20 protein-coding genes, 1 pseudogene and 1 riboswitch are annotated in these 23,087 nt (G+C 72.3%); of the genes and pseudogenes, 9 read left to right on the top strand and 12 right to left on the bottom strand.

Annotated elements, in window-relative coordinates:
• The first annotated feature begins 89 nt into the window (after nt 1-89).
• Nucleotides 90-1,054 (top strand): annotated as a pseudogene (locus tag BLT82_RS02065) (MmyB family transcriptional regulator).
• Here the strand turns inward: BLT82_RS02065 and aspA are convergent.
• Together aspA and BLT82_RS02055 are read right to left on the bottom strand one after the other, a co-directional pair.
• The gene (aspA, locus tag BLT82_RS02060; RefSeq protein WP_093652018.1) at nt 1,027-2,499 is read right to left on the bottom strand and encodes an aspartate ammonia-lyase; all 1,473 of its coding nucleotides are present in this window, start codon (nt 2,497-2,499) and stop codon (nt 1,027-1,029) included. The pseudogene BLT82_RS02065 and the gene aspA overlap by 28 nt on opposite strands.
• A 130-nt stretch (nt 2,500-2,629) precedes the next feature.
• The gene (locus tag BLT82_RS02055) at nt 2,630-3,652 is read right to left on the bottom strand and encodes an asparaginase (protein ID WP_093652017.1); all 1,023 of its coding nucleotides are present in this window, start codon (nt 3,650-3,652) and stop codon (nt 2,630-2,632) included.
• 217 nt (nt 3,653-3,869) lie between these two features.
• Between BLT82_RS02055 and BLT82_RS02050 the strand changes: the two genes are divergently transcribed.
• The gene (locus BLT82_RS02050; RefSeq protein WP_093652016.1) at nt 3,870-4,325 is read left to right on the top strand and encodes an Lrp/AsnC family transcriptional regulator; all 456 of its coding nucleotides are present in this window, start codon (nt 3,870-3,872) and stop codon (nt 4,323-4,325) included.
• 117 nt (nt 4,326-4,442) lie between these two features.
• Nucleotides 4,443-4,613 carry a 50S ribosomal protein L32 gene (rpmF, locus tag BLT82_RS02045; protein ID WP_093652015.1) on the top strand — a complete coding sequence of 57 codons (171 nt, stop codon included), beginning with the start codon at nt 4,443-4,445 and terminating at the stop codon, nt 4,611-4,613.
• A gap of 65 nt (nt 4,614-4,678) precedes the next feature.
• On the opposite strand, the gene BLT82_RS02040 is transcribed toward rpmF, so the two are convergent.
• The 4 genes from BLT82_RS02040 to BLT82_RS02025 form a co-directional block, all read right to left on the bottom strand.
• The gene (locus BLT82_RS02040) at nt 4,679-5,509 is read right to left on the bottom strand and encodes an ABC transporter ATP-binding protein (protein ID WP_093652014.1); all 831 of its coding nucleotides are present in this window, start codon (nt 5,507-5,509) and stop codon (nt 4,679-4,681) included.
• Nucleotides 5,506-6,519, bottom strand: coding sequence for a FecCD family ABC transporter permease (locus BLT82_RS02035; RefSeq protein WP_093652221.1), 1,014 nt, complete (start codon nt 6,517-6,519; stop codon nt 5,506-5,508). The genes BLT82_RS02040 and BLT82_RS02035 overlap by 4 nt, the downstream gene beginning before the upstream one ends.
• A 200-nt stretch (nt 6,520-6,719) precedes the next feature.
• Nucleotides 6,720-7,709: an ABC transporter substrate-binding protein gene (locus BLT82_RS02030; protein WP_093652013.1), complete on the bottom strand. Its 990-nt coding sequence runs from the start codon at nt 7,707-7,709 to the stop codon at nt 6,720-6,722.
• A gap of 223 nt (nt 7,710-7,932) precedes the next feature.
• Nucleotides 7,933-8,322 (bottom strand): hypothetical protein, encoded by a 390-nt coding sequence (locus BLT82_RS02025; RefSeq protein WP_093652012.1) that lies wholly within the window; start codon nt 8,320-8,322, stop codon nt 7,933-7,935.
• A 44-nt stretch (nt 8,323-8,366) separates the two neighbouring features.
• A riboswitch (cobalamin riboswitch) is annotated at nt 8,367-8,549 on the bottom strand.
• Nucleotides 8,550-8,791: 242 nt separating this feature from the next.
• Here BLT82_RS02025 and BLT82_RS02020 point away from each other — a divergent pair.
• The 4 genes from BLT82_RS02020 to BLT82_RS02005 all read left to right on the top strand — a co-directional run bounded on the left by BLT82_RS02020 (nt 8,792) and on the right by BLT82_RS02005 (nt 13,121).
• Nucleotides 8,792-9,190 (top strand): hypothetical protein, encoded by a 399-nt coding sequence (locus tag BLT82_RS02020; protein ID WP_244291780.1) that lies wholly within the window; start codon nt 8,792-8,794, stop codon nt 9,188-9,190.
• A gap of 173 nt (nt 9,191-9,363) precedes the next feature.
• Nucleotides 9,364-9,972, top strand: a complete 609-nt coding sequence (locus BLT82_RS02015; RefSeq protein WP_093652011.1) for a carbonic anhydrase — start codon at nt 9,364-9,366, stop codon at nt 9,970-9,972.
• 109 nt (nt 9,973-10,081) lie between these two features.
• The gene (locus BLT82_RS02010) at nt 10,082-11,638 is read left to right on the top strand and encodes a SulP family inorganic anion transporter (RefSeq protein WP_093652010.1); all 1,557 of its coding nucleotides are present in this window, start codon (nt 10,082-10,084) and stop codon (nt 11,636-11,638) included.
• Between the two features lie 370 nt (nt 11,639-12,008).
• A complete protein-coding gene (locus BLT82_RS02005; RefSeq protein WP_167745935.1) occupies nt 12,009-13,121 on the top strand; it encodes a selina-4(15),7(11)-diene synthase in 1,113 nt (370 codons plus the stop codon).
• A 204-nt stretch (nt 13,122-13,325) separates the two neighbouring features.
• Here BLT82_RS02005 and BLT82_RS02000 read toward each other — a convergent pair whose 3' ends face one another.
• Genes BLT82_RS02000 through BLT82_RS01985 form a run of 4 tightly spaced genes read right to left on the bottom strand, consistent with a single transcriptional unit; the run spans nt 13,326 to nt 18,928 of the window.
• Nucleotides 13,326-15,827 (bottom strand): beta-xylosidase/alpha-l-arabinosidase, encoded by a 2,502-nt coding sequence (locus BLT82_RS02000; RefSeq protein WP_404202589.1) that lies wholly within the window; start codon nt 15,825-15,827, stop codon nt 13,326-13,328.
• Nucleotides 15,824-16,642: a carbohydrate ABC transporter permease gene (locus tag BLT82_RS01995; RefSeq protein ID WP_093652009.1), complete on the bottom strand. Its 819-nt coding sequence runs from the start codon at nt 16,640-16,642 to the stop codon at nt 15,824-15,826. Before BLT82_RS01995 ends, BLT82_RS02000 begins: the two co-directional genes overlap by 4 nt.
• Complete coding sequence (locus BLT82_RS01990; RefSeq protein WP_093652008.1) at nt 16,642-17,589, bottom strand: carbohydrate ABC transporter permease; 948 nt, start codon at nt 17,587-17,589, stop codon at nt 16,642-16,644. Before BLT82_RS01990 ends, BLT82_RS01995 begins: the two co-directional genes overlap by 1 nt.
• A gap of 31 nt (nt 17,590-17,620) precedes the next feature.
• Nucleotides 17,621-18,928 carry an ABC transporter substrate-binding protein gene (locus BLT82_RS01985; protein WP_093652007.1) on the bottom strand — a complete coding sequence of 436 codons (1,308 nt, stop codon included), beginning with the start codon at nt 18,926-18,928 and terminating at the stop codon, nt 17,621-17,623.
• A 150-nt stretch (nt 18,929-19,078) separates the two neighbouring features.
• On the opposite strand from BLT82_RS01985, the gene BLT82_RS01980 reads away from it, so the two are divergent.
• Nucleotides 19,079-20,101 carry a LacI family DNA-binding transcriptional regulator gene (locus tag BLT82_RS01980; RefSeq protein WP_093652006.1) on the top strand — a complete coding sequence of 341 codons (1,023 nt, stop codon included), beginning with the start codon at nt 19,079-19,081 and terminating at the stop codon, nt 20,099-20,101.
• Nucleotides 20,102-20,200: 99 nt separating this feature from the next.
• Entirely contained in the window at nt 20,201-20,554 is a 354-nt protein-coding gene (locus BLT82_RS01975; RefSeq protein ID WP_093652005.1) for a VOC family protein, read from the top strand.
• A gap of 3 nt (nt 20,555-20,557) precedes the next feature.
• Here BLT82_RS01975 and BLT82_RS01970 read toward each other — a convergent pair whose 3' ends face one another.
• Both BLT82_RS01970 and xylA read right to left on the bottom strand, forming a co-directional pair.
• On the bottom strand, nt 20,558-21,820 hold the full coding sequence (locus BLT82_RS01970; protein WP_208867645.1) for an ROK family transcriptional regulator: 1,263 nt from the start codon (nt 21,818-21,820) through the stop codon (nt 20,558-20,560).
• A gap of 81 nt (nt 21,821-21,901) precedes the next feature.
• On the bottom strand, nt 21,902-23,071 hold the full coding sequence (gene xylA / locus BLT82_RS01965) for a xylose isomerase (protein ID WP_093652004.1): 1,170 nt from the start codon (nt 23,069-23,071) through the stop codon (nt 21,902-21,904).
• Between the last annotated feature and the right edge of the window lie 16 nt (nt 23,072-23,087).

Raw genomic sequence — 23,087 nt, 5'->3', positions numbered from 1 at the left:
GTGCCGCAGCGGGACCGGCCCGTCCCCCGCAGCGTCCCCGTACCCCCGGCACCGGGTCCCGGGGAGCCAGCCGCGCCCCGGCCGGGGCCGTGCGCGGGACGGCATCACCGGCCGGTGAGCGTACGGCCGCAGCGCGTGCCACCGGTGAGGGCACGGCCCCTGCGGGTGGCGCCGGTGGGCGTACGGCCGCAGCGGCCGAGCGGGCCGCCGCCGCGGGTGAGTCCGAGCTCCGGCGGCACGAACTGGCCGCGTTCGTGCGCAGCCGGCGCGAGCGCATCAGCCCGGAGCGGGTCGCTCTGGAGCGGGGCCGCCGCAGGAGGACGCCCGGGCTGCGCCGCGAGGAGGTCGCCCAGCTCTCGGCCGTGGGCGTCACCGGGTACTCCTTGCCGGAGCAGGCCCGGGACATCCAGGTCTCGGTACAGGTGCTCGACGCCCTCGCCCGCACACTGCTGCTCGACACGAGCGAGCGGACGCACCTGCTCAACCCCGCCGGCGCGGTCGATCCGTCGCCGCGCACACCGCGCCCGTCCCTCACGCCCGCGCTGCGCGGAACGCCGGAGCAGCTGGAGCCGTACCCGGCCTGCATCCGGAACAGCCGGTACGACATCTGCGCGTTCAACCGCACCTACGGCCGGCTGCTGTGCGATCTGGACGACGTGCCGCGGGAGGACCGCAACTGCATGCCGCTCATCTACACGAACGAGCAGTGGCGCGCCTCCGCCGTGGACCTGGAGGAGACCGCCCGGACCATGGCCGCGAAGTTCCGCGCCTCCATGGCCGGGCACCTGGCCGAGCCGGCGTGGAAGGTGGTGCTGACGCGGCTGCCGTCGGCGTCCCCCGAGTTCCGCGAAGCGTGGGACCGCCACGAGGTGGTGTCCGCGCGCAGCAAACGCAAGCAGATCCGCGACGCCCGAGTCGGCCTGCTGACGCTCGACCACACGGATCTGTGGCTGGGCCCGGACACCGGTCCCCGGATGGTCACGTACGTCCCGCCGACGAGGAGTCACGGGCCCGCCTGGAGCGGCTTCAGGAGCTGGCGTCCCGGACCGGCTGACGGCCGTGCGGCCGCGCCAGGTTGTCCGGGAGCAGGATGCGCCGGAGCTGTTCTTCCGTCAGCAGTCCCTTGGCGAGGACGAGTTCGTGCACGCCGGCCCCGGTGCTCAGCGCCTCCCGGGCGACGGCGGTGGCATGTTCGTAGCCGATGTGCGGGTTGAGCGCGGTCGCCAGGCCGATGGAGCGGGTGACGAGGGCCGCGAGGTGGTCGCGGTTGGCGGTGATGCCGGTGACACAGCGCTCGGCGAGTGTGAGACACCCGGCGCGCAGATGGGTCAGGCTCTTGAGCAGGCTGTGGGCGATCACCGGTTCGAAGGCGTTCAGCTGGAGCTGTCCCGCCTCGGCGGCCATGGTGACGGCCATGTCGTTGCCGATGACCTCGAAGGCGATCTGGTTGACGACCTCGGGGACGACGGGGTTCACCTTGCCGGGCATGATGCTCGAACCGGCCTGTACCGGCGGCAGGTTGATCTCGGCGAAGCCGGCACGCGGCCCGCAGGAGAGCAGCCGCAGATCGTTGCAGGTCTTGGAGAGTTTGACGGCGATCCGCTTGAGGACGCCGGACAGCTGGACGAACGCGCCGGCGTCCTGGGTAGCCTCGACGAGGTCCTCGGCGACGGTCAGCGGCAGGCCGGTGACGGCCCGCAGGTTCCGGGTGGCGAGCGCCGCGTACCGGGGGTGGGCGTTGAGCCCGGTGCCGATCGCCGTACCGCCGAGGTTGATCTCCCGGATGAGCTCACGGGCCTCGGTGAGGCGCTTGTGGTCCTCGCCGAGCATGACGGCGTACGTCGCGAACTCCTGGCCCAGGGTCATGGGGACCGCGTCCTGGAGCTGCGTACGGCCCATCTTGAGGACGTCCGCGAACTCCTCCGCCTTCGCCGCGAAGGCCGCGCGCAGCACCTCCATGGCGTCCAGCAGCCGCTGGGCCGCGAGGTCGAGGGCGATCTTCACGGCGGTGGGGTAGACGTCGTTGGTGCTCTGACCCGCGTTGACGTCCTCCAGCGGGTGCAGCCGGGTGTACTCGCCCTTGCGGTGGCCGAGGAGTTCCAGGGCCCGGTTGGCGACGACCTCGTTGGCGTTCATGTTGGTGGAGGTGCCGGCGCCGCCCTGGATCACGTCGACGACGAACTCACGGTGGAGCTTCCCGGCCCGTATCTCCTCGCAGGCGGCGACGATCGCGTCCGCCTTCACGGCGTCCAGGAGCCCGAGTTCACGGTTGGCGAGTGCCGCGGCCTGCTTCACGGAGGCGAGGGCGGTCACGAGGTCGGGGTAGGCCGAGACGGCGGTGCCGGTGATGGGGAAGTTCTCGACGGCCCGAAGGGTGTGGATGCCGTAGTAGGCGTCCTCGGGGACGTCGCGGTCGCCGAGCAGATCGTGCTCGCGGCGGAACGCGCCGGGATCCCCGTCGTGCGATTCGCCGGAGTGGGCCTGGACGTGCGTGGTCATGGCGCTGTGGACTTTCGTGTCGGATGGCTGCGCGGAGGTGATGGGCGGCGGGCGCCGGGGCGGGGTCCTCGGACGGTGCCTGGTGCCGCGTCAGGCAGGGTCTGCCCGGCGAACGTCGCCTGACGCGTCACTAGACCCGGGCCAGGTCCGCCGGCCTGGCCTCGATGCCGGCCGCCGCTTCGCCGAGTACGTGACGCAGCACCCTGTCCCGCTCCCGCGGGTCGGTGGTGGCGAGCAGCGCGCTCAGCACCGCGATCCGGGCCTGCCCGGCGCGGAGCGTTCCGGTCGGCACGGCGCCCGCTGCCACGAGGTCGACGGCGCCGCCGTGCGTGTAGATCTCGGTGACCGGGCCGGCCTGGACCCGCGTGGTCAGGGCGACGAGCACACCGCGGGAGGCGGCGGCGGCGACCGCCTCGGCGATCTCCGGGGTCGCGTTCCCGGCACCGGTCGCCACCAGGACGACGCCCTGCGCCCCGGCGTCCAGCGCGGCGTTGAACAGCAGGGCGTCGGCGTCGCAGTGATGCATGATCATGTCGACGCGGGGAGCCGTCTCCGGTGCGGCGGGCAGCGGAAGCGCGGCGGAGCGCAGCGTCCGGCGCAGGACGGAGACCCGGCCGAAGCCGATGTTCCCCAGGCGGGCGCCGGAAGGGTCGGCGAATGCGTCGGGCGCGAGGGTCTGTGTCTTGACCGTGCCGCGGGCCGGATGGACCTTCCCGTCGAAGGCGATCACGACGCCCAGTCCGCGGGTCGTCGCGGCGGTCAGCAGCGCGTCGTGGAGGTTGCCGGGCCCGTCGCCGTCCGTCGCCCCGAGCGGGAGCTGCGCGCCGGTGAAGACCACCGGGCGCGGGTCGTCGTGGTGGAGGTCGACGAGGAAGGCGGACTCCTCGAGGGTGTCCGTGCCGTGGGTGACGACGATGCCGTCGACGCCGGGGTCCGCGAGCACCTCGTGGACCGTGCGGAGCAGGGTCAGCTGGTGGCGGGTGGTGAGCCGGGGGCTGTTCACGCTGAAGAGGTCGACGATCTCGACACTGACCCCCTCCGGCAGCGGGGCGGTGGCCATGACCTCGCCGCCGTTCGCGTCGGCGGCGAAACCGGAACCCTGCCAGCGGCTGGCTATGGTCCCTCCGGTGCTGATGACGACGATGCGTCCCACGGTCCCGCTCCTCCTTCGTGCCGTGTCGTGCCGCAGTGAGGCGGCTGGTCCGACGGGGCACGCGGCCCGGCCTCGCTCATGGCTCCGGCCGGGCAGCGCCCCATGGCTGACTCCGGGGGGTGGCCGGAGCAGTCGCCGCAATCATAGAAGTTGTAGCGCGCAATTTGATCGCCACTTCAGCCCCACAACCGCGGACACGAGGGTGGATAATTGCGTCGTGGACGATATCGACAGGGCAATCTTGCGTGAGCTTCAGGACGACGGCCGGCTGAGCAACCAGGAGCTGGCGCAGCGCGTCGGCCTCACCCCGTCCCCCTGCATGCGCCGCGTCCGGCAGCTGGAGCAGGACGGCGTGATCCAGGGCTACCGGGCGGTGATCGACCCGGACGCGGTCGACCGCGGCTTCGAGGTGCTGGTCTCCATCGAGGTGGCGCGCGACCGCGAGGTGGTCGAGTCCTTCGAGGCGGCCCTCCATGACATCCCGGACGTCGTCGAGGCGTACCGGCTCTTCGGCAGCCCGGGGTGCCTGCTGCGCATCGCGGTGAGCGATCTTCGCGCATACGAACGACTGTGGATCGAGAAGCTGACGGCGCTTTCCGGTGTCACCGAGGTCAATTCCCAGATCATCATGAAGCGGATCAAGGAACCGCGCGGACTGCCGGTGGACGGCTGAGCCCGCCCCGGAGCACGGCCGGAGTCTCCCGGAGCCCATTTAGTAATGGGATCCATTTTCATGTAGCGCGAGCGGCCGTTCCCCTCCCCTCCGTCACCCCTGTCCAGGAGGACCGCCATGGCCGTTCCCAAGCGGAAGACGTCCCGCAGCAACACCCGCCATCGACGCGCCCAGTGGAAGGCCGCCGCGCCCCGGCTGGTGACCGTCACGCTGGACGGCGTCGCCCACCGCGTCCCGCAGCACCTCGTCAGGGCCTACGAGCGCGGGCTGCTGCACCCGGAGGGCTGACCGGGACCGCCGGACTCCGGGCCGGGCGGTGGTCGCAGCCACGGCACCGTCCGGCCCGGTACACCTCACGCCGGACTCCCCCACGGCCCGTGCGGCCGTTCGGAGCCGGTGAGAAGTGTGACGTGGGGAACGCCGGTCCGGGGGTGTTCGGCGACGTCGGCCTCCACGCGGTAGACCTCGGCGAGGAGCGCGGGGGTCAGGACCTCCCGCGGCGTCCCCAGTGCGACGAGGCGGCCGCCGGCCATCACGCAGATCCGGTCGCAGAACGCCGCGGCCAGGTTGAGGTCGTGGAGGGCGACGACGGCGGTCACACCCAGCCGCCGGACCAGGCGGAGCGCGTCCAGCTGGTGCCTCAGGTCCAGATGGTTGGTCGGCTCGTCCAGCACCATCGTCCCGGCACGCTGCGCCAGGGCCCGGGCGATCAGCACCCGCTGCTTCTCCCCGCCCGACAACCGGCCGAACGGCGCACCGGCCAGCCCGCCCGCGCCGAGTTCGGCCAGCGCGCCCATGACGACGGCGCGATCGTCCGCCGAGTCCCCCTCGAACGCCCGCTTGTGCGGAGTACGGCCCATGGCCACCACGTCGTACACCGAGAGCTCGAAGTCCCCCGGAGCCTCCTGCAGAACGGCCGCCAAGCGGCGCGCCAACCGCTTGCCCGGCATCCGCCGGACGTCCTCACCGTCCAGCAGCACCCGCCCCGAAGTGGGGCGCAGCGCACGGTAGACCGTCCGCAACAGGGTCGACTTCCCCGCCCCGTTCGGCCCCGCGAGGCCCACGACCTCGCCGGGGGCCGCGGTCAGCGACACCCCCTCCACCAGGGTCCTGCCGTCCACGACCACCGAGACGTCCGCCACGGTCAGACTTCCGGGCGAGCCCACGGCTCCGGTGCCCGTCATGCCGTCCTCCGGCGCATCAGCCAGAGGAAGAACGGGCCGCCGACCAGGGCTGTGAGGATGCCCACGGGTATCTCCTCGGGACTCATGAGGGTACGGGCGGCCAGATCGGCGGCGATGAGGAAGGCCGCGCCGAGCAGGGCGGCGGCGGGCAGCGCGCGCCGGTGGTCGGCGCCCACCAGGAGCCGCACCACGTGCGGCATGATCAGGCCGACGAAGCCGATCTGCCCGCTCACCGCGACGATCGTGCCGATCATCAGGGCGACCAGGGTGAACAGCGCGCCCCGGAACCGGTGCACGTCGAGGCCCAGCGCCACGGCCGCCTCCTCCCCCGCGAGCAGCAGATTCAGCGAACGGCACACGCCGAGCAGCACCGCCGTGCCGAGCAGGACGGCCCCGACGGGAATCCACACGCTCGCCCAGGTGGTGCCCGCCAGGCCCCCGAGCATCCAGCGCAGCGCCGACTGCGTCTTGTGCGGGTCGTTCGAGGTGACGACCAGGAAACTGGCGACCGCCGACAGCACTTCGGCCGTGGCCACCCCGGCCAGTACCAGCCGTACCGTGGTCATCCGCCCGCCGGACCGCGCCAGGAAGTACACGGCCACGAGTGCGGCCAGCGCGCCGAGGAACGCCGCCACGGGCAGCGAGAACACCCCGAACAGGCTCACGTTGAGGACGACGACCGCCACCGCGCCCACCGAAGCGCCCGACGAGACCCCGAGCAGCATCGGGTCCGCCAGCGGATTGCGCACGAGTGCCTGCAGCGCCGTCCCGCAGACCGCCAGGCCCGCGCCGACCACCGCGGCGAGCAGCACCCGGGGCAGCCGTACGTCCATCACGATCGTCTCGCGGACCCTCGTCCAGTCCGGGTCCGCCAGCGCGGGATGCACCCGGTGCAGCAGGATGCCCCACACCTGCCCGGCCGGGACGCGGATGGAGCCCACGGCGATGCCGAAGGTCGCCGTGACGACGACCAACGCTCCCAGTACGGCGAAAACGACCGGATAGGGGATCGGCGCACGCCGGCCCTGCCTCCCGGCCGCCGGGCCGTTCGCGGGGCCGGCGTCCGCCGTCGCCCTGCCGCCGGCGGGCAAGCCGCCGCCCGGTCCGCTCGTGCCCGCGGCGTCCGCGCCCGTGCCCCCGTCCTTGGAAGCGGCACCGGAGCCCGTCGCGCCCGCGCCCTTCGATCCGGTGCCGGTGTCCGTCGTGCCGGTCACTTGAAGCGTTCCGGGTGCAGCTGGCGGGCCAGGGACTCGACGCCGGCCGGCACCCGCACCCCCAGGACCGTCGACGACAACGGCAGCACCGCGAACCGCTTGTTCCTGATCGCGGGAACGTCCTTCAGCGCCGGATTCGCCAGCAGGAACCGCTTCTTCTCCTCGACCGGCTGATCCCCGTAGTCGTAGATCACGACCACCTCGGGCGCACGCTCCGCCACCTGCTCGAACGACACATCACCGAACGACTTGTCCAGATCCGCGAAGAGGTTCACCCCGCCCGCCCGCTTGATCATCTCATTGCCGACCCCGGCCCCACCCGCCGTGAAAGCCGTCTTGTCGCCACTGTCGTACACGAAGACCCTGACCGGCTTCACACCCGAAACCCTGCCCCCGACCCGGTCCAGCGTGCCGTGCAGCCGCTCCAACTCCCGCTCGGCACGGTCCCGCACACCGAACACCTTCGCCACGGTACGGATCTCCTCGTCCATCGTGGCCATCGTCACCGGACCGGCCGGACACTCCTCGACGTTCAGATACGAGTCGATCCCCGCCTTCGCCAACGCGGCCCGGCTGCGCCCCTCCTTCTCGTCGAACGTGCTCGCGAACCCCCCGTAGACGAAGTCCGGTTCGGCCGCCAGCAGATCCTCGAACGACGGGTACTCCTCCGCCAGCACATTGATCCGGCCGTAGGACGCCTGGTACTCCGGCAGGATCCGGTCGTCGAGATAGCCCGTACCGACCATCGACTTCTCCAGACCCAGCGCCAGCATCACCTCCGTCGCATGCTGGTTCAGCGACACGGCCCGCCGCGGCGGACGCTGATACGTCGTCTTCACACCGCAGTTCGACACCGTGACCGGGAAACCCTCGGCGGCACCACCCGCCGGGGCGGCCCCCTCCCGGACACCAGGGGCCCCGCAGCCGGACACCAGCACGGCCGAGATCAGAGCGGACAGCAGAAGCGTCGGGCGTATGCCCTTCATGAGGTGGGTCCTCTCACCGCGAAGGAGCCGGAGGACGTCCGGGTCCGGGCGGCCCGTGCGCGCATCGGGCAGGACAGCCGGGACGGGATTCCGGGCGCCGCTCCGGAGGAACGGTCGGTACGGTCGACGGAAGTGGTGGAGCGTCAGTCGGAAGCGGGCGTACGTGCGCCGGATGCGGCCGTACGTCCGTCAGGAGCGGTCGTGCGCCGCAGGGGCAGCCGGCTCAGCCGGCGTCCCGGAGCGGCCCGGAACGGACGCGCCGCGGCGGGGTGAAGGCGTACAGCCCGAGGATCTCCGGCATCTCGGCGAGGCCCGGGCCGCCGGCCCGTACCCACGCGGCCACGTCCTCGGTCGCGGCCTGGTCGTTCACCAGACCGAACCACGCCGGACGTCCGCCCGCGGCGCGCCCCTCGGCAGAGGGCTGTACGACGATGACGTTCGCCTGGTCGCACACGTCCAGACAGTCGGAGATCCGCACCGGCGCCTGCTCGGCGAGACGCGCGGTCTGCCGCGCGTGATCGACTCCGGTCACCTTGGGACTGCCGCAGCAGCAGTCCCGGCACACCACGATCCGGCACGGCACCGGACCGGTGTCCAATGGCCTCCTGGGCACGACGACAAGCCCTCCCCTCTGGGGAAATCCGCCCCAGTCAGCTCGAGGAGGCGACCGCGTGAGTCTCCTGGCTCTCGGGTCACCGCTCGCCCCGGCCTTCCCACCCGCATCCGGGCAGTGGTCCGTTCGGGGTCCGCTCGCCGATCACAGTGGCGGGACCGCGCCGGATTCTCACCGGCTTCCTCGTTCCGCCGTCGCCTGTTACGGCGGACATCATCGCAGAAACCCGCGCCTTGTCCATGCCGGGTCCGCGTCAGGCCCCCCGGGGCGGCGGTCACGCCCCCTCAGGACCAGGGCGGGAGGGCGTTTGCCGTACCGCGAACGGACGCCCACCGGTGGCGGCCGAACACATGACCAACCAGGCTGACAACACCACATACTGCACAATCCGCAAGAATCAACCGGAAAATGAGGCAAAGGAACGGTAATGTTCGGCCCGGCGCGGCACTGACATCCAAGGAGTCCGGCAGTGATCTCACGTGTGTCAGCGGGCATTCTGCTGATCTGCGCGGTGCTGCTGCACGTGGTGACTCCGCTGTGCACCACCCCTGACCCGCCCCGGGCCGAGGCGGCCGTCGTCTCCACCGAGAACCGCAACCCCCACACCGCGGTCGTGGTCGTCCGCGCCGACGGCGCCGGGCTCCACCACGACGAGTACGACCCGCGCAACCATCCCTCGCGGCTCACCCCGCTCGGCACCCAGGCCCCCGCCGGCCCGGGCTACGGCAACACCGGCCACGGCGGCGGCGCCCCCGACGAGACGACGGACCCGCCGCCCGGCACGTCGGCCGGCACCGCGAGACACAGCAGCAGTCCGGGCGCCGCACCGGCGCCGACCCTGAGCACCCTGCAGTCGTTCCGCTGCTGACCGGCAGGTGCGCCGCCGGACACCCTCCCCCAGCCGCCCGGGCACGCCCCGGCGCGCCCCGGGACGGGTCCCGGTGCCGGCCGACGCCCCCTCACCGGGCGTCAGGTCCGGCGTGGCGCACCCCTCTTCGACGAAGCAGACCCGTTCCGTATCGAAGAGACCGAGGTACGACCATGCAGTCGCTCATCGAGCACGCCCGGCAGTTCCCCGCGCGGATCGCCGGCCAGCAGGACGCCTACGCGGCGCTCGCGCGGGGGCAGCGGCCCCAGGCGCTGTTCATCACCTGTTCCGACTCCCGGGTGATCCCCTCCCTGATCACCGGCGCCCGGCCCGGCGACGTCTTCGAGGTGCGCACCGCCGGGAACATCGTTCCCCCCTGGCAGCCGCAGGCGGCCTGCGCGGTCGGGGGCAGTCTGGAGTTCGCGCTGGAGGCCCTGGAGGTCCCCGACGTCGTCGTGTGCGGACACTCGCACTGCGGCGCCGTCCAGGGCCTGCTGCGGGAGCAGGACGTCCGGAGCATGCCGCTGGTACGGCGCTGGCTCACCCGGGCCGGGCACCGCACCGGCGCCGGCGCGCCCGCACCGGCGGCGCCGGCCGACGAGGACCTGACGCCCGCGGTGATGCGGCACGTGCTCACCCAGCTGGACCATCTGCGGACCTACCCGTGTGTCGCCCGGCGGCTGGACTCGGGCCGGCTGCGGCTGCACGCCTGGTTCTACACGGTCGAGTCGGGTGAGGTCCTGGCCTGCGCACCGGACGGACGCACCTTCCAGCCCCTGTGATCGGGGCCTGCACCCCGGCCGCGGGCGCCGGCGGCCGCACTCCCCGCGCTGCCGGCCGCTCCGGCCCGGATGCCCACGACGTTCCTTCCTCAACTCCCGAAAGAACGCCATGCCCCTGATCACTTCGAAGCTCCGGCGCAACCTCCGCGCCGATGTCACCGCCTCCCTCGTCGTCTTCCTCGTCGCCCTGCCGCTGTGCGTGGGCGTGGCCGTCGCCTCCGGCGTCCCGGCCGAACTCGGCCTCATCACCGGCATCGTCGGCGGTCTGGTCACCGGGCTGCTGCCCGGCAGCAGCCTCCAGGTCAGCGGCCCCGCGGCGGGGCTGACCGTCCTCGTCTTCACAGCCGTGTCCGAGTACGGGCTGCCCGCGCTCGGCGTGATCGTGCTCGGTGCCGGGGTGATCCAGCTCGTGCTCGGCGCCCTGCGGCTCGGCCGCTGGTTCCGCGCGATCTCCCTGGCCGTCGTGCAGGGCATGCTCGCCGGCATCGGCCTGGTCCTGATCGCCGGTCAGCTCTACGCCCTGGCCGACGCCAAGGCGCCGGGCGGCGGCCTGGCCGACCTCGCGGGACTGCCGCGGCTCGTCCTCGCCACCGTCACCTCGCAGAACGCCCTGCTGGCCCTGGCGGTGGGCGTGGGCACGGCACGCCTCATCGCCGTGTGGCCGCGCGTCTCGGGACGGGCGCGGGTGGTGCCCGGGGCGCTCGTCGCCGTGGGCATCGCGACCGCCCTGACCGCCCTGTTCGACCTGCCCATCGCCCGGGTCGAGGTCACGGGTCTGCTGCACGCGATCCAGCCGCCCGGGCTGTCCGACGCGGCACGCCTCGCCGACGTCGGGCTCGCGGCGACGGTCGTGGCGTTCGCGCTGATCGCCTCGGCCGAGAGCCTGTTCAGCGCGAATGCCGTCGACCGGCTGCACTCGGGCCGCCGCACCGACTACGACAAGGAGCTGATGGCTCAGGGCGCCGGGAACACCGTCTGCGGTCTGCTCGGCTCCCTGCCGATGACCGCCGTGATCGTGCGCAGCTCCGCGAACGTCCAGGCCGGGGCGCGCACCAAGCTCTCGCGGGTGCTGCACGGCGTATGGCTGCTGCTCTTCGCGGCCTTCGTGCCGCAGGCGCTGTCCTACGTCCCGACCGCCGCGCTCGCCGGTGTCCTCATCCACGCGGGGTGGAAGCTGATCCCGGTCAAGGAGATCGGGCCGCTGTGGCGGGACCACCGCGGCGAGGCGGTCATCCTGGTGGTCACGGCCGCGGCGATCGTGACGACGAACATGTTCGAAGGCGTGCTCATCGGCCTGCTGCTGGCCGTCGTCAAGACCGCCTGGGCCATGTCCCACGTCCACATCTCCGTGTCCGACAGCGGCATCGGGCCGGTAAGGGTCCGGCTCACCGGCAACGCCACGTTCCTGCGGCTGCCCCGCATCCTGGACACCCTGGAGGCGCTGCCGCAGCGTCATGTGGAGCTCGACATCTCCGGGGTGCGCCACCTGGACCACGCGTGCATGACCGCCCTGCAGGGCTGGGCCGACGAGCGCAACGCCCACATCTCCCAGCCGGGCGCCGAGGCCGGCGTCCTGGGCGGACCGGGGGCCGCCGGGACGGCCGGGGGTGCGGGCCGGGCCGCCCGGGATCCGGCCGGATCCCGCCCCAAGGGGCCGCGGCCGTAGGGAATCCGATCCGTCCCGGTGGCCGGGAACGCGCCACCGGCCGGAGGAACACGCCCCGGGCCGGCAGAAGGCCGGCGCTGCCGGCCCGGGGCGTCTCCACTTCGGGGCGTCCCGGGCCGGTCGGCGCGCCGGGGACTCAGGACGGAGCCGCGGGGAGCGCCGGGGGCGCCGGCCGCCCGATGGGGACGGGGGAGGCCGGGCCCGGACCACGGCCCCCGTCGTCGCACAGCCGTCAAGGGCCTCTTGGAGTGGCGAGATCCGCACCCTACTATGAGCCTTAGTAGTTGATCACTCTGTGTGCAGTTCCGGCCATGGACTGTACATCCCCCCAGAGTGACCGCGCGCGCCGACAACTGAAAGGGACTCAAGAGTGAGGCCTGCCCTGGCAGTTCCCCCCATCTACGCTCCCATCCCGCCCGCCGTGCACCCCAACCACGCCGCCATCGACGCCAGGACCGCGGCCTGGGCGGACACGTACGACATCGGATCGCCGGAGTGGCGAAGTCGCCTCGTCACACAGGACATCGGCGTGTTCGCCTCCCGCATCCTCCCCGAAGGCCGGGAGGAGGTCGTCTCCCTCCTCTCCGACTTCGTCATCTGGCTCTTCGGGGTGGACGACGGCTACTGCGAGGAGGGCAGCCTGGGCATCAGGCCGGGCGAACTCGCCGCCGCCCTCCACCGGCTGCTGCGCATCGCGCAGAACCCGGAGGCTCCGCTGCTCACCGACGACCCCATCGCCGAGAGCCTGCGGGACCTGACGCTGCGGGTCTCCCGCTGGGGAACCGCCCTGCAGGCCGGGCGCTGGGTGGACACCCTGCGCGAGTACTTCTTCGCCGTGGTGTGGGAGGCCGAGCACCGGGCCGCGGGCCGGATTCCCGGCCTGAGCGACTACGCGCTGATGCGGCTGTACGACGGCGCGACGTCCGTGGTGCAGCCTTTCCTGGAGATGGGGTACGGCTACGAGCTCCAGCCGCACGAGCGCGACAGCAAGGCCGTGCGCGCCGCCGCCGAGATGACCTCGTTCATCACCACGTGGGACAACGACATCTACTCCCACCACAAGGAGAGCAGGGGTACGAACTACTACCTCAACGTCATCCGGGTCCTCGAGCACGAGTACGGGCTGAGCCCGGACCAGGCGCTGACCCGGGCGATAGCCCAGCGCGACCGGGTGATGTGCCTGTTCCTGAGCCTGCGCGCGAAGCTGGAGGACGAGGGCAGCCCCCAGGTCCGGCAGTACGTGGGCGCGCTGTCCGCCTTCATCAGGGCGACCCAGGACTGGAGCGTCAGCTCCCTGCGCTACACCACCCCGGACGACCCGGCCGCCCTGTCGTCGTCCTTCTCCGACGTGCCGACGGACGACAGCACCGATCCGCTCGACATCCCGTCGATCTCCTGGTGGTGGGACCTGGTTCCGGCCTCCCGCACGGAGCCGCTGGACCGGGCACTCGCGCCGGCCGGAATGCGCCGCTCGGCCCCCTGAGCCCGCCTGACGGCGCGGCGTCGCCGGACGCCGCAGGCCCGCCCCGCGCCGTGGGGCGGGCCGGTGCGCGCGGCGCCGGCACCCGACGCCGCTGCGCGGGGCGGCCCCGCGCCGCCCGTTCGCCGGGCGCCACCGGACCTGCCGGACGGTCCGGCGCCGTGCGCGCCCGGCCGGAACCGCCGGGCCGGATGCGCACGGCCCGGTTCACCGCGCCGGTGCGGGCTCCGTGCGGAACGCGGTGTGCAGTTCGCGCCGGTGGTCCACCTCGCGTACGGGACCGGTGAGCGTGACCCGCGCGACGAGCCGCGGCTCCGTGCTGGACGCGGAGAACCGCAGCTCCAGCTCGCCCGGTTCGACGATGCGGCGGCCGTCGCGGCCGGTGAACGAAGCCAGGTCCGCGGGTACCGTGGCGCGGACCCGTACCGCCTGCCCGGGCTCGAGCTCCAGCCGTGCGTAGCCGATCAGCCGCTGGACGGGCTGCACCACCGAGGCGACCGGATCGTGCAGATACAGCTGGACCAGCTCGGTGCCCTCGCGGGGCCCGGTGTTGCGGACGGTGAACTCCAGCCCGAACTCGCCGTCCGTGGCGGCCTCGTGGCCGTCGGCGGCGAGGCCGCTCCACTCGAATGTGGTGTACGTCAGGCCGTGCCCGAAGCCGAACGCCGGTGTCGGGTCGATGCTGGACACCTCGCTGGAGTGCCCGAGGCGGGCCGCGAGATAGGTGGAGGGCTGCGCCCCGGGGTGGCGCGGAACGCTCACCGGGAGCCGTCCGGACGGTGCCACCCGGCCGCTGAGCACCGAGGCGATGGCCGTCGTGCCCTCCTCACCGGGGAAGAAGGACTGGACGACGGCGGCGGACCCGGTGGCCGCCCGGCCGAGCGCGTAGGGCCGTCCGGCCAGCAGCGTCACCACGACGGGCGTACCGGTGGCGAGGAGCAGGTCGAGCAACTGCTGCTGGACACCGGGCAGGGCCAGCGACTCGGCGTCGCAGCCCTCGCCGCTGGTGCCGCGGCCGAAGAGCCCGGCGCGGTCGCCGAGCGCGGCCACCACGACGTCCGCGTCACGGGCCGCCGCCGCGGCCTCCGCGAAGCCGTCGGTGCCGGTGCCGTCGACGGTCGCGCCCGCCGCGACCACGATCTCGCTGTCCGGGAACTCCGCGGCCAGCGCCTCGCGCAGGGTGGGGAGTTCGATGCCGAGCGGGACCCCGGGATGCTTCCCCCCGACATGGACCGGGAAGGCGTAGCAGCCCAGGACGGCCGTGGGGGACTCGGCGTTGGGGCCGATCAGCGCGATCCTGGCCGGCGCGGCGGTCCGGCCGGGGGCGTGGGCCGGGGAGAGGGGCAGCGTGCCGTCGTTGTGGAGGAGGACGACCGCCCGTTCGGCGACGCGCCGGGCCAGGGCACGGTTGGCGTCGGGGTCCAGGTGCACCGAGCCGCGTTCCGCGCCGTCGTCGGGGGCCGTGTCCGGGCCCGGGACCGCACCGCCGTCCGGGGCGGGCGTGCCGGGTGTGCCGTGCGCCCCGGGTACCTCGCGGCGGTACGGGCCCGGACCGATCAGCGCGGGCGGCCGCGGGCTCCAGTCGGGGTCGAGCAGTCCGAGCTCGGCCTTCTGGACCAGGACCCGCCGCACCGCGCGGTCCACCAGTGCCTCCGGCACCCTCCCGCCGGTCACGGCGTCCAGCAGCGGATCGCCGAACGCCTTGACCGTCGGCAGCTCCACGTCCACGCCGGCCGCGAGGGCCGCGCCCGCCGCCTCGCCGAACGTGCCGGCCACCCCGTGCAGCGTCTTGAGGAAGGCGATGCCGAAGTAGTCGGCGACGACGGTGCCGGTGAAGCCCCAGGCGTCCCTGAGCAGACCCGTCAACAGCCGTTCGTCGGCCGCGGAGGGGATGCCGTCGGTGTCGGTGTAGGCGTGCATGACCGAGCGGACGCCGCTCTCCCGCACCGCCATCTCGAACGGCGGCAGGATGACGTCGGCTCGCTCGCGCGCGCCCATGCCGACCGGGGCGAGGTTCCGGCCCGCGCGGGAGGCGGAGTAGCCGGCGAAATGCTTCAGGGTCGCGACGATGCCCGCGGACTCCAGCCCCTGGACGTAGGCGGTGGCGACGGTGCCGACGAGATACGGGTCCTCGCCGATGGTCTCCTCCACCCGGCCCCACCGCGCGTCGCGCACGACGTCGAGGACCGGCGCGAGGCCCTGGTGGACGCCGACCGCGCGCATGTCGCGGCCGATGGCGGCGGCCATCTCCCGGATCAGCGCGGGGTCGAAGGTGGCACCCCACGACAGGGGTACGGGGTAGGCGGTGGCGCCCCAGGCGGCGAAGCCCGCCAGGCATTCCTCGTGGGCGAGGGCCGGAATGCCGAAACGATTCGCCGCCGCGATCGTCCGCTGTGTCCGCATCAGCGAGAGGGCCCCGAGCGCCGGGTCGACCGGGGCGGTGCCGAAGGGCCGGGTCAGTTGGCCGAGGCCGTACGGCAGCAGCTCCTCCAGGTCCACCGCCTCTTCCATGTCGTGCTGGTGGGGGGCGACTTCGCCGCCTTCGTCGGACGCGCCGACCCAGACGCCGAAGAGCTGTGCGATCTTCTCCCGCAGGGTCATCTCCGCGATGAGGGCGTCGGCGCGGGTCCCGGCGTCCAGGGAGGTGTCCCGCCAGCGCGGGGTCCCGTGGCCGGTCCGGACGTGGGCGTGGTCGGTGTTGGCGGTCACTTTCCTCCGACTCCCATCAGCCCCTGGACCAGGGCGCGACGGGCGAACAGGTAGACGAGCAGGATGGGCAGCATGGACAGGACCACGGCGGCGAGCAGTCCGGGGATGTCGACCCCGTGCTCGGTCTGGAAGTCGTAGAGCCCCATGGTGATGACCTTGGTCTCCGCGGACTGGGTCAGGACGAGGGGGAAGAGGAAGCCGTTCCACGCCTGGAGCGCGGAGAAGACGACGACCGTCGACAGTCCGCTCCGGGAGAGCGGGACCACCAGCTGGAGGAAGATGCGCCGGGACGAGGCGCCGTCGATGGCCATCGCCTCGTACAGATCCGGTGTGATGTCACGCATGACACCGGTGAGGATCAGCGCGCAGACTGGCATCGCGAAGGCCGCGGTCGGCAAGATGACGCCGATGAGGTTGTCGTAGAGCCCGGCCTGGCTGATGACGTAGAACATGGGGACGATGACGGCCTGCGAAGGGATGGCGAGGCCGAGCAGGAACAGCCGGAAGACGGCGGTGGTGGTCCGGCCCCGGCTCCTGACGATCGCGTACGACAGCGGCGGGACGAGGAGCAGGACGATGCCCACCACCGACACGGTGACGATCACCGTGTTGAGGAAGTACTGCCCGAAGCCCTCATTGAGGTCGTTGACGTAGTTGTCGAGGGTGAAGCGCTCGGGGAAGGCGAGCGGGCCGTTCGCCGCGTAGTCGGCCCGGCTCTGGAACGTGGCGATCAGCATCACGTACAGCGGGAGGCCGACCAGGAAGAGCCAGACCAGCGAGCCGAATCCGGCGAGGACGTTCGGGCGGGTCCGCATCACAGGCCCTCCATGGTGCTGCGCATCCTGTCGTATCCGGACAGCCGGACCAGGACGAGGGAGATGACGGTGGCGACGAGGACGAGCAGCAGCGCCACCGCGGCGCCCGCCCCGAAGTCGAAGCTCTTGAAGGCCTTTTGGTACATGTAGTACGCGCTGATCGTGGTGTCCGTGCCGGGGCCGCCCTGGGTGAGGATGAGCACGGTGTCGAAGGTCGTCAGTCCGCCCACCACCATCAGGATCGTCGAGGTGATGATGCTGTTGCGCAGCTGCGGCAGGGTGATGTGGAAAAACCGGCGGTACCGGCCGGCGCCGTCGATCTCGGCGGCCTGGTAGAGGACCTTGGGTATCGCGCGGGCGGCCCCCTGGTAGATGAGCGTGTGCAGCGGCGTGAACTGCCAGGCGCCGACGAACGCCAGCACCCCGATGGCGCCGGCCTGCGTGCCGAGCAGGTTGCCGTCGCCGAACAGCCACCTCGCCTGCGACGGCACACCGAAGTTGGGGTCGAGCACGGCTCGCCAGAGCACCGACACGGCGGTGACCGACAGCAGCAGCGGGACGAAGTAGACGGCGGACAGCACGGCCCGGTTGCGCTGGTGGCCCGCCGCCCAGACGCCGAGCAGAAGGGCGATCGGGGTCTGGACGAGCACGCCGAGTCCGGTGAGCAGCACGCTCAGCCAGAGGCTCTCCAGCATCACGGGGTCGTCGAGGAGCTTCTTCCAGTTGTCGAGGCCGACGAACCTCGGCGGGCCGAGGCCGTCCCAGCCGGCGAAGGACAGCACGACGACCAGGGCGAGCGGGACGATCGCGAAGAGCCCGAAGAAGACGGCGGCGGGTGCCGCCCAGGCGAAGCCCGGACGGCCCACTTCCGAGGCGGACCGGCCGCGGGGCGGCGCGGTCCGCTCGGTCTGCTCGCTGTCCACGGCGGGCGCTGTGGCAGTGGTCATGGGTCAGGTGTTCCGGTGAGTGGGGTGGAGGTCATGCCGCGGGCAGGGACTGCATCGACGCGATGAAGCCGTCCGCGTCGATCTGGCCGTTGAAGAACTGCTGGACGGCCGTGTGGATCGTGGTGGTCGCGGCCGGCGGGTAGGCCTGGTCCCAGGAGAGCTGGAAGGCGGGTGCCTTGGCGACCAGGTCGTACTGGTACTTCGAGTACGCCGGGTTGGCGGAGGTGTCGAGGAAGTCCGGGGTGTTCGTGGTGGTGGGCAGGTTGCCGACGCCGAGCTGCGCCTTCACGAACTCGTCCGAGTACTGGAGCTTCAGGAACTCGGCGACCGCCTCGGGGTGCTTGGTCCGCTTCAGCACGGAGTAGAAGTTGTTGGTGTTCCCGGCGAGGTTGGCCGGGTCGCCCTTGCCGCCCGCGACGGTCGGGAACGTGCCGTAGCCCAGGTCGCTCGCGGCGAAGTCGGGGTGGGCGTCCTGCTGGGTCGCGTACTCCCACGAGCCCATCAGCTCGAACGCGGCCTTTCCGGTGGCCAGCAGCGCCGGCGAACCGCCGTCGGTGAACTTCACCGAGTCGTAGTTGGTGCCGAAGGCGCCGGCGTCGACCAGCTCCTTGATCATGCCCAGCGCCTTCTTGCTGTCGGCGCTCTCCCAGGCGCTCTTGTCGCCGGAGAGGGCCTTGCGGAACAGCTCGGGTCCGGCGACGCGGTCGTAGACGTACTGGAACCACATCTGGGTGGGCCACTTGTCGCCGCCGCCGAGGGCGATCGGGGTGACGCCCTTGGCCTTGAGGGTCTTCACGGCCGCGAGGAGCTCGTCCCAGGTCTTCGGCGCGGAGACGCCCGCCTCCCGCAGGACCTTCTTGTTGTGGAAGAGCATCACGGGCTGGGTGCCGCGCATCGGCACGCCGTACGCCTTGCCGTCGACCTCGGCGGTGTTGAACACCGAGGGGAGGAAGTTGGACTTGAGCCCGGGGTCCTTGGCGATGAAGTCGTCCAGCGGCATCAGCAGTCCGGCGTCGACGAACGGCTTGATGCTGCCGCCGCCCCAGTTGAAGAAGACGTCGGGGGCCTGCTTGCTGTTGATGACCGTCTGCAGCTTGGCCTGGTAGTCCGCGCCGGGGATGGTGTCGAGGACGGCCTTCACCTTCGAGGTCTTGTTGAAGGTCTCGACCAGCTGCTTCTCGACCTTGTTGGTCGCGTCGCCGTAGACGAGGACGTGGATCTCGTCGGCCCTTCCCGCCGCGTCGTCGGAGCCGCCGCCGCACGCGGACAGTGAGAGCACCATGGCCAGCGCCACACCGCCGGTGACGGCGGCCCGGGGGAACCGTACGCGTTGCTTCATCGCGTCGCCTTTCGAAACTATTTCGGCACCATTACCGAAAGTTCACGGGAAGGGACGCTAGGCGGGCTCACCAGGACGGTCAACCCTCGGTCCGCCAGTTACCAAAGCGTTACTGCCGTCGCCCGGTTGGCCGTGCCTTATGCTCCTGTCATGCGCGATGACGAGGAGATGGGCCGGATCACCCTGGCCCAGGTGGCCGAGAAGGCGGGCGTCTCCATTTCGACAGTTTCGAAAGTGCTCAACGGGCGCCAGGACGTGGCGGCGCCGACCCGGGTCAAGGTGGAACGCCTCCTCGAGACGCACGCCTATCGGCGCACGGCCAGGTCGTCCCGCGAGGCGCCGCTCATCGAGATCGTCTTCCACGAGCTCGACAGCATCTGGGCGATGGAGCTGATCCGCGGCGTGGAGAACGTCGCCAAGGCCAACCAGGCCAGCGTGGTGCTCACCGAGAGCGGCACCCGCCACTCGCCGGCCCCCGACTGGGTCGAGGGCGTCCTCCAACGGCGGCCCATCGGTGTGGTGCTGGTCTTCTCCGCCCTCCCGCAGGAGGTCAAGCAGCAGCTCCGGTCGCGGTCCATCCCCTTCGTGATCATCGATCCGGCCGGCGACCCCGATCCCGACGTACCGTCCGTCGGCTCGGCCAACTGGAACGGCGGCCTGGCCGCCACCCGGCATCTGATCGAGCTCGGGCACCGGCGGATCGGCATCATCACCGGGCCGGAGGACATGCTGTGCTCCCTGGCCCGGCTCGACGGCTACCGCTCCGCCATGAGCATGGCCGGGCTGGAGACCGGCCCCGGCCTCGTCCGGTACGGCGACTTCCACGTGGAGGGCGGCTTCGACCGGGCCGTGGAGATGCTCCGCCTGCCCGAGCCCCCCACCGCGATCTTCGCCGGGAGCGATCTGCAGGCCCTGGGCGTGCTGGAGGCGGCACGCGTCAGCGGGCTGCGGGTACCCCACGACCTCTCCGTCGTCGGCTACGACGACGTGCCGGTCGCCCGCTGGTCCAGCCCCGCCCTCACCACGGTCCACCAGCCGCTCCGGCAGATGGCCGAGGAGGCGGCGCAGATGCTGCTCAGGCTGCGCACCGAGGAAGCCTCGGCGACGAGGCTGGAGCTCGCGACCAGCCTCGTCGTCCGCAACAGCACGGCGGCGCCGGCGACTCGGGACTGACGGCGTCGGCAGCACGGCGGCGCCGGCAACACGGACTGACGGCGTCGGCGGCCGCGAGGGACCGCCCGTTGTCCGCAGCCCGGCCCGTATGCTCGCCGGATGGCCTTGGAATGGGAACAGGTAATCGTCCACTCGGAAGATCCGGTGGCCTTGGGGCAGTGGTGGGCCGAGGCTCTCGGCTGGGTGGTGGTCCACTCCTCCGACGAGGAGTTCGAGATCCGCCCAGCGCCGGATCGCCTGCCGGGATTGGACTTCGTCCGGCTCGACGAGAGCAAGAAGGCCAAGAGCCGGCTGCATCTCGACTTCAGGCCCGACGACCAGGACGCCGAGGTGGCCCGTCTGGTGGCCCACGGCGCACAGCGTGTCGACATCGGCCAGGGCGATCAGCCGTGGGTCGTGCTGGCGGACCCCGAAGGCAACGAGTTCTGCGTCCTCGGCCCGCGGCGTCAGTGAGGCTCACGCCCGGGCGGGGTCGGCGAAGACCTCCTCCACGATGACGCCCGCCGCGCCGCGCACCGCCGCGGTGAAGCCCAGCGCCGAGCCGGTGACCCGGGACACCGCCGGGTCGCCGGCCACGGCCCGTTCCCGCAGTTCCCGCATCGCGGCGGGCAGCAGGTACGGGGCGACCGTCGCGAAGTAGCCGCCCAGCACGATGACTTCGGGGTTCAGCAGATTGACCGGGATGGCCAGGCCGATGCCCAGCCAGCGACCGATCTCGTCCAGTCCGCCCAGCGCCCGCGGGTCCCCTTCGGCGGCCCGCCGCAGCAACTCCCCCGCGAGCTCCTGGGGATCGCGGGTGACCGCGCCCGCCGCGCCGTCCGCCGCCAGATCCGGCGCGGCGGTGCGGATCGCGGCGGTGAGCCCGACCTTGGTCTCCAGGCACCCGATGCGCCCGCAGGCGCACCTCTCACCCGCCGGATCCACCTGCAGATGGCCCAGCTCGCCGCTGAAGCCGCCCGCACCGCGCAGCAGCCCGCCGTCGGCGACGATGCCCGCGCCGATTCCCGTCTCGCCGGTGACGTAGACCAGATCGGCGGCCCGGGAGCCGGCGTGGCCGCGTTCGGCCAGGGCCGCCAGATTGGCTTCGTTGTCGACGACGACGGCGACCTCGTCCGCAAGACCGAGCAATTCGCGCAGCAGCCGGGCGACCGGGACGTCCCGCCAGCCGAGGTTCGGCGCGGCACGCACCGAACCGTCGGCGGCGTCCACGGGGCCGGGCACGGCCACGCCGATCCCCGCCGTGTGCACCCCCGCGGCCCGCGCCTCGCCGAGCAGTTCGGCGGCGATCGCCGCCAGCGCGCGGATCGTGCGCTCGGCGCCCTCACGGGTGGCGTCGTGCACGACCCGCCGCTCGCTCAGCGTGCGGCCCGCGAGATCCGTCGACCAGGCCGCGAGGTAGCGGGAGTTGATTTCCAGCCCCAGCGCGGCCACGGCCCGCCCGTCGATCTCGAGACGGCGCCCGGGCCGCCCGACGGTCCCGTCCTGCTGGAAGTCGGTCTCCCGGAGCAGTCCGCGCTCGATCAGCTCCGTCACCAGGCTGGACACCGTGGCCCGCGTCAGCCCGGTGTGCCGGGCCACGGTGGCCCGGGACAGCGGGCCGGCCGAGCGCACCTCGCCGAGGACGCGGACGAGGTTGGCGCGGCGCACCGCCACCTGGTCGGCCGGCGCCCGGCCCGGGCCGCGGGCGGCCGCTCCCGCGGCGCTCTGTGACACGTTCACACTCCCCACCTGCCCCGGTCACGGCGGTTCCGGCCGGGGACTGCAGCTCACGAAAGGGCGACAGGGAAACATATCCCGCCGTCAGCGCACGGCGAGCAGATGCTCCATCGCCAGCTGGTCGAGGCGCTCGAAGGCCATGGACCGCTCGGCGGCCGCCTGCACGTCGAACTCCTCGTAGGCGGACGTGTCGGCGAGCAGGCCGCGGAGGCCGTCGGCGGCGGTGGGCCGGGCGAGTTCGTCGAGCCGGGACGCGGCGAGCGCCTGCCCGACCTCGGGGTCGGCGCGGAAAGCGGCGGCGCGCTCCTTGAGGATGAGGTAGTTGCGCATGCAGTTCTTCGCCGACTCCCACACCCCGTCGAAACCGTCGGTGCGCACCGGCTTGAAGTCGAAGTGCCGGGGGCCCTCGTACCCGGCCGTCTCCAGGAGGTCGACCAGCCAGAACGCCTGGCGCAGATCGCCGGCGCCGAAGCGGAAGTCCTGGTCGTACTTGATGCCGGACTGGCCGTTGAGGTCGATGTGGAAGAGCTTGCCCGCCCACAGCGCCTGGGCGATGCCGTGCGGGAAGTTGAGTCCGGCCATCTGCTCGTGGCCGGTCTCGGGGTTGACTCCGACCAGCTCGGGGCGCTCGAGGCGCTCGATGAAGGCGAGGGCGTGGCCGATGGTGGGCAGCAGGATGTCGCCGCGCGGCTCGTTGGGCTTCGGCTCGATGGCGAAGCGCAGGTCGTAGCCCTGTTCGGTGACGTACTCGCCGAGGAGGTCGAACGCCTCCTTCATCCGGTCCAGGGCCACCCGCACGTCCTTGGCCGCGCCGGACTCGGCGCCTTCGCGGCCGCCCCAGGCGACGTAGGTGGTGGCGCCCAGTTCGACGGCGAGGTCGATGTTGCGGATCGTCTTGCGGAGCGCGAAGCGGCGGACGTCGCGGTCGTTGGCGGTGAAGGCGCCGTCCTTGAACACGGGGTGCGTGAAGAGGTTCGTGGTCGCCATGGGCACGGTGAGGCCCGTGCGCTCCAGGGCGGAGCGGAAGCGCTTGACGGCGGCCTCGCGCTCGGCGTCACCGGCGCCGAAGGGGATCAGGTCGTCGTCGTGGAAGGTCACGCCGTACGCGCCCAGCGCGGCCAGGCGCTCGACGGACTCGACCGGGTCCAGGGCCGGCCGGGTCGCCTCGCCGAAGGGGTCCCGGCCCTGCCAGCCCACGGTCCACAGACCGAAGGTGAACTTGTCCTGCGCGGTGGGGGTGTACTTCTCCGACATGGTGCTGCCCCTCGGG

This window comes from Streptomyces wuyuanensis, assembly GCF_900103455.1.
In the GTDB taxonomy this organism is placed as follows: domain Bacteria; phylum Actinomycetota; class Actinomycetes; order Streptomycetales; family Streptomycetaceae; genus Streptomyces; species Streptomyces wuyuanensis.
Note: the sequence above shows the minus strand (reverse complement) of the source record. Positions and strands in the feature narration are given on the sequence as shown.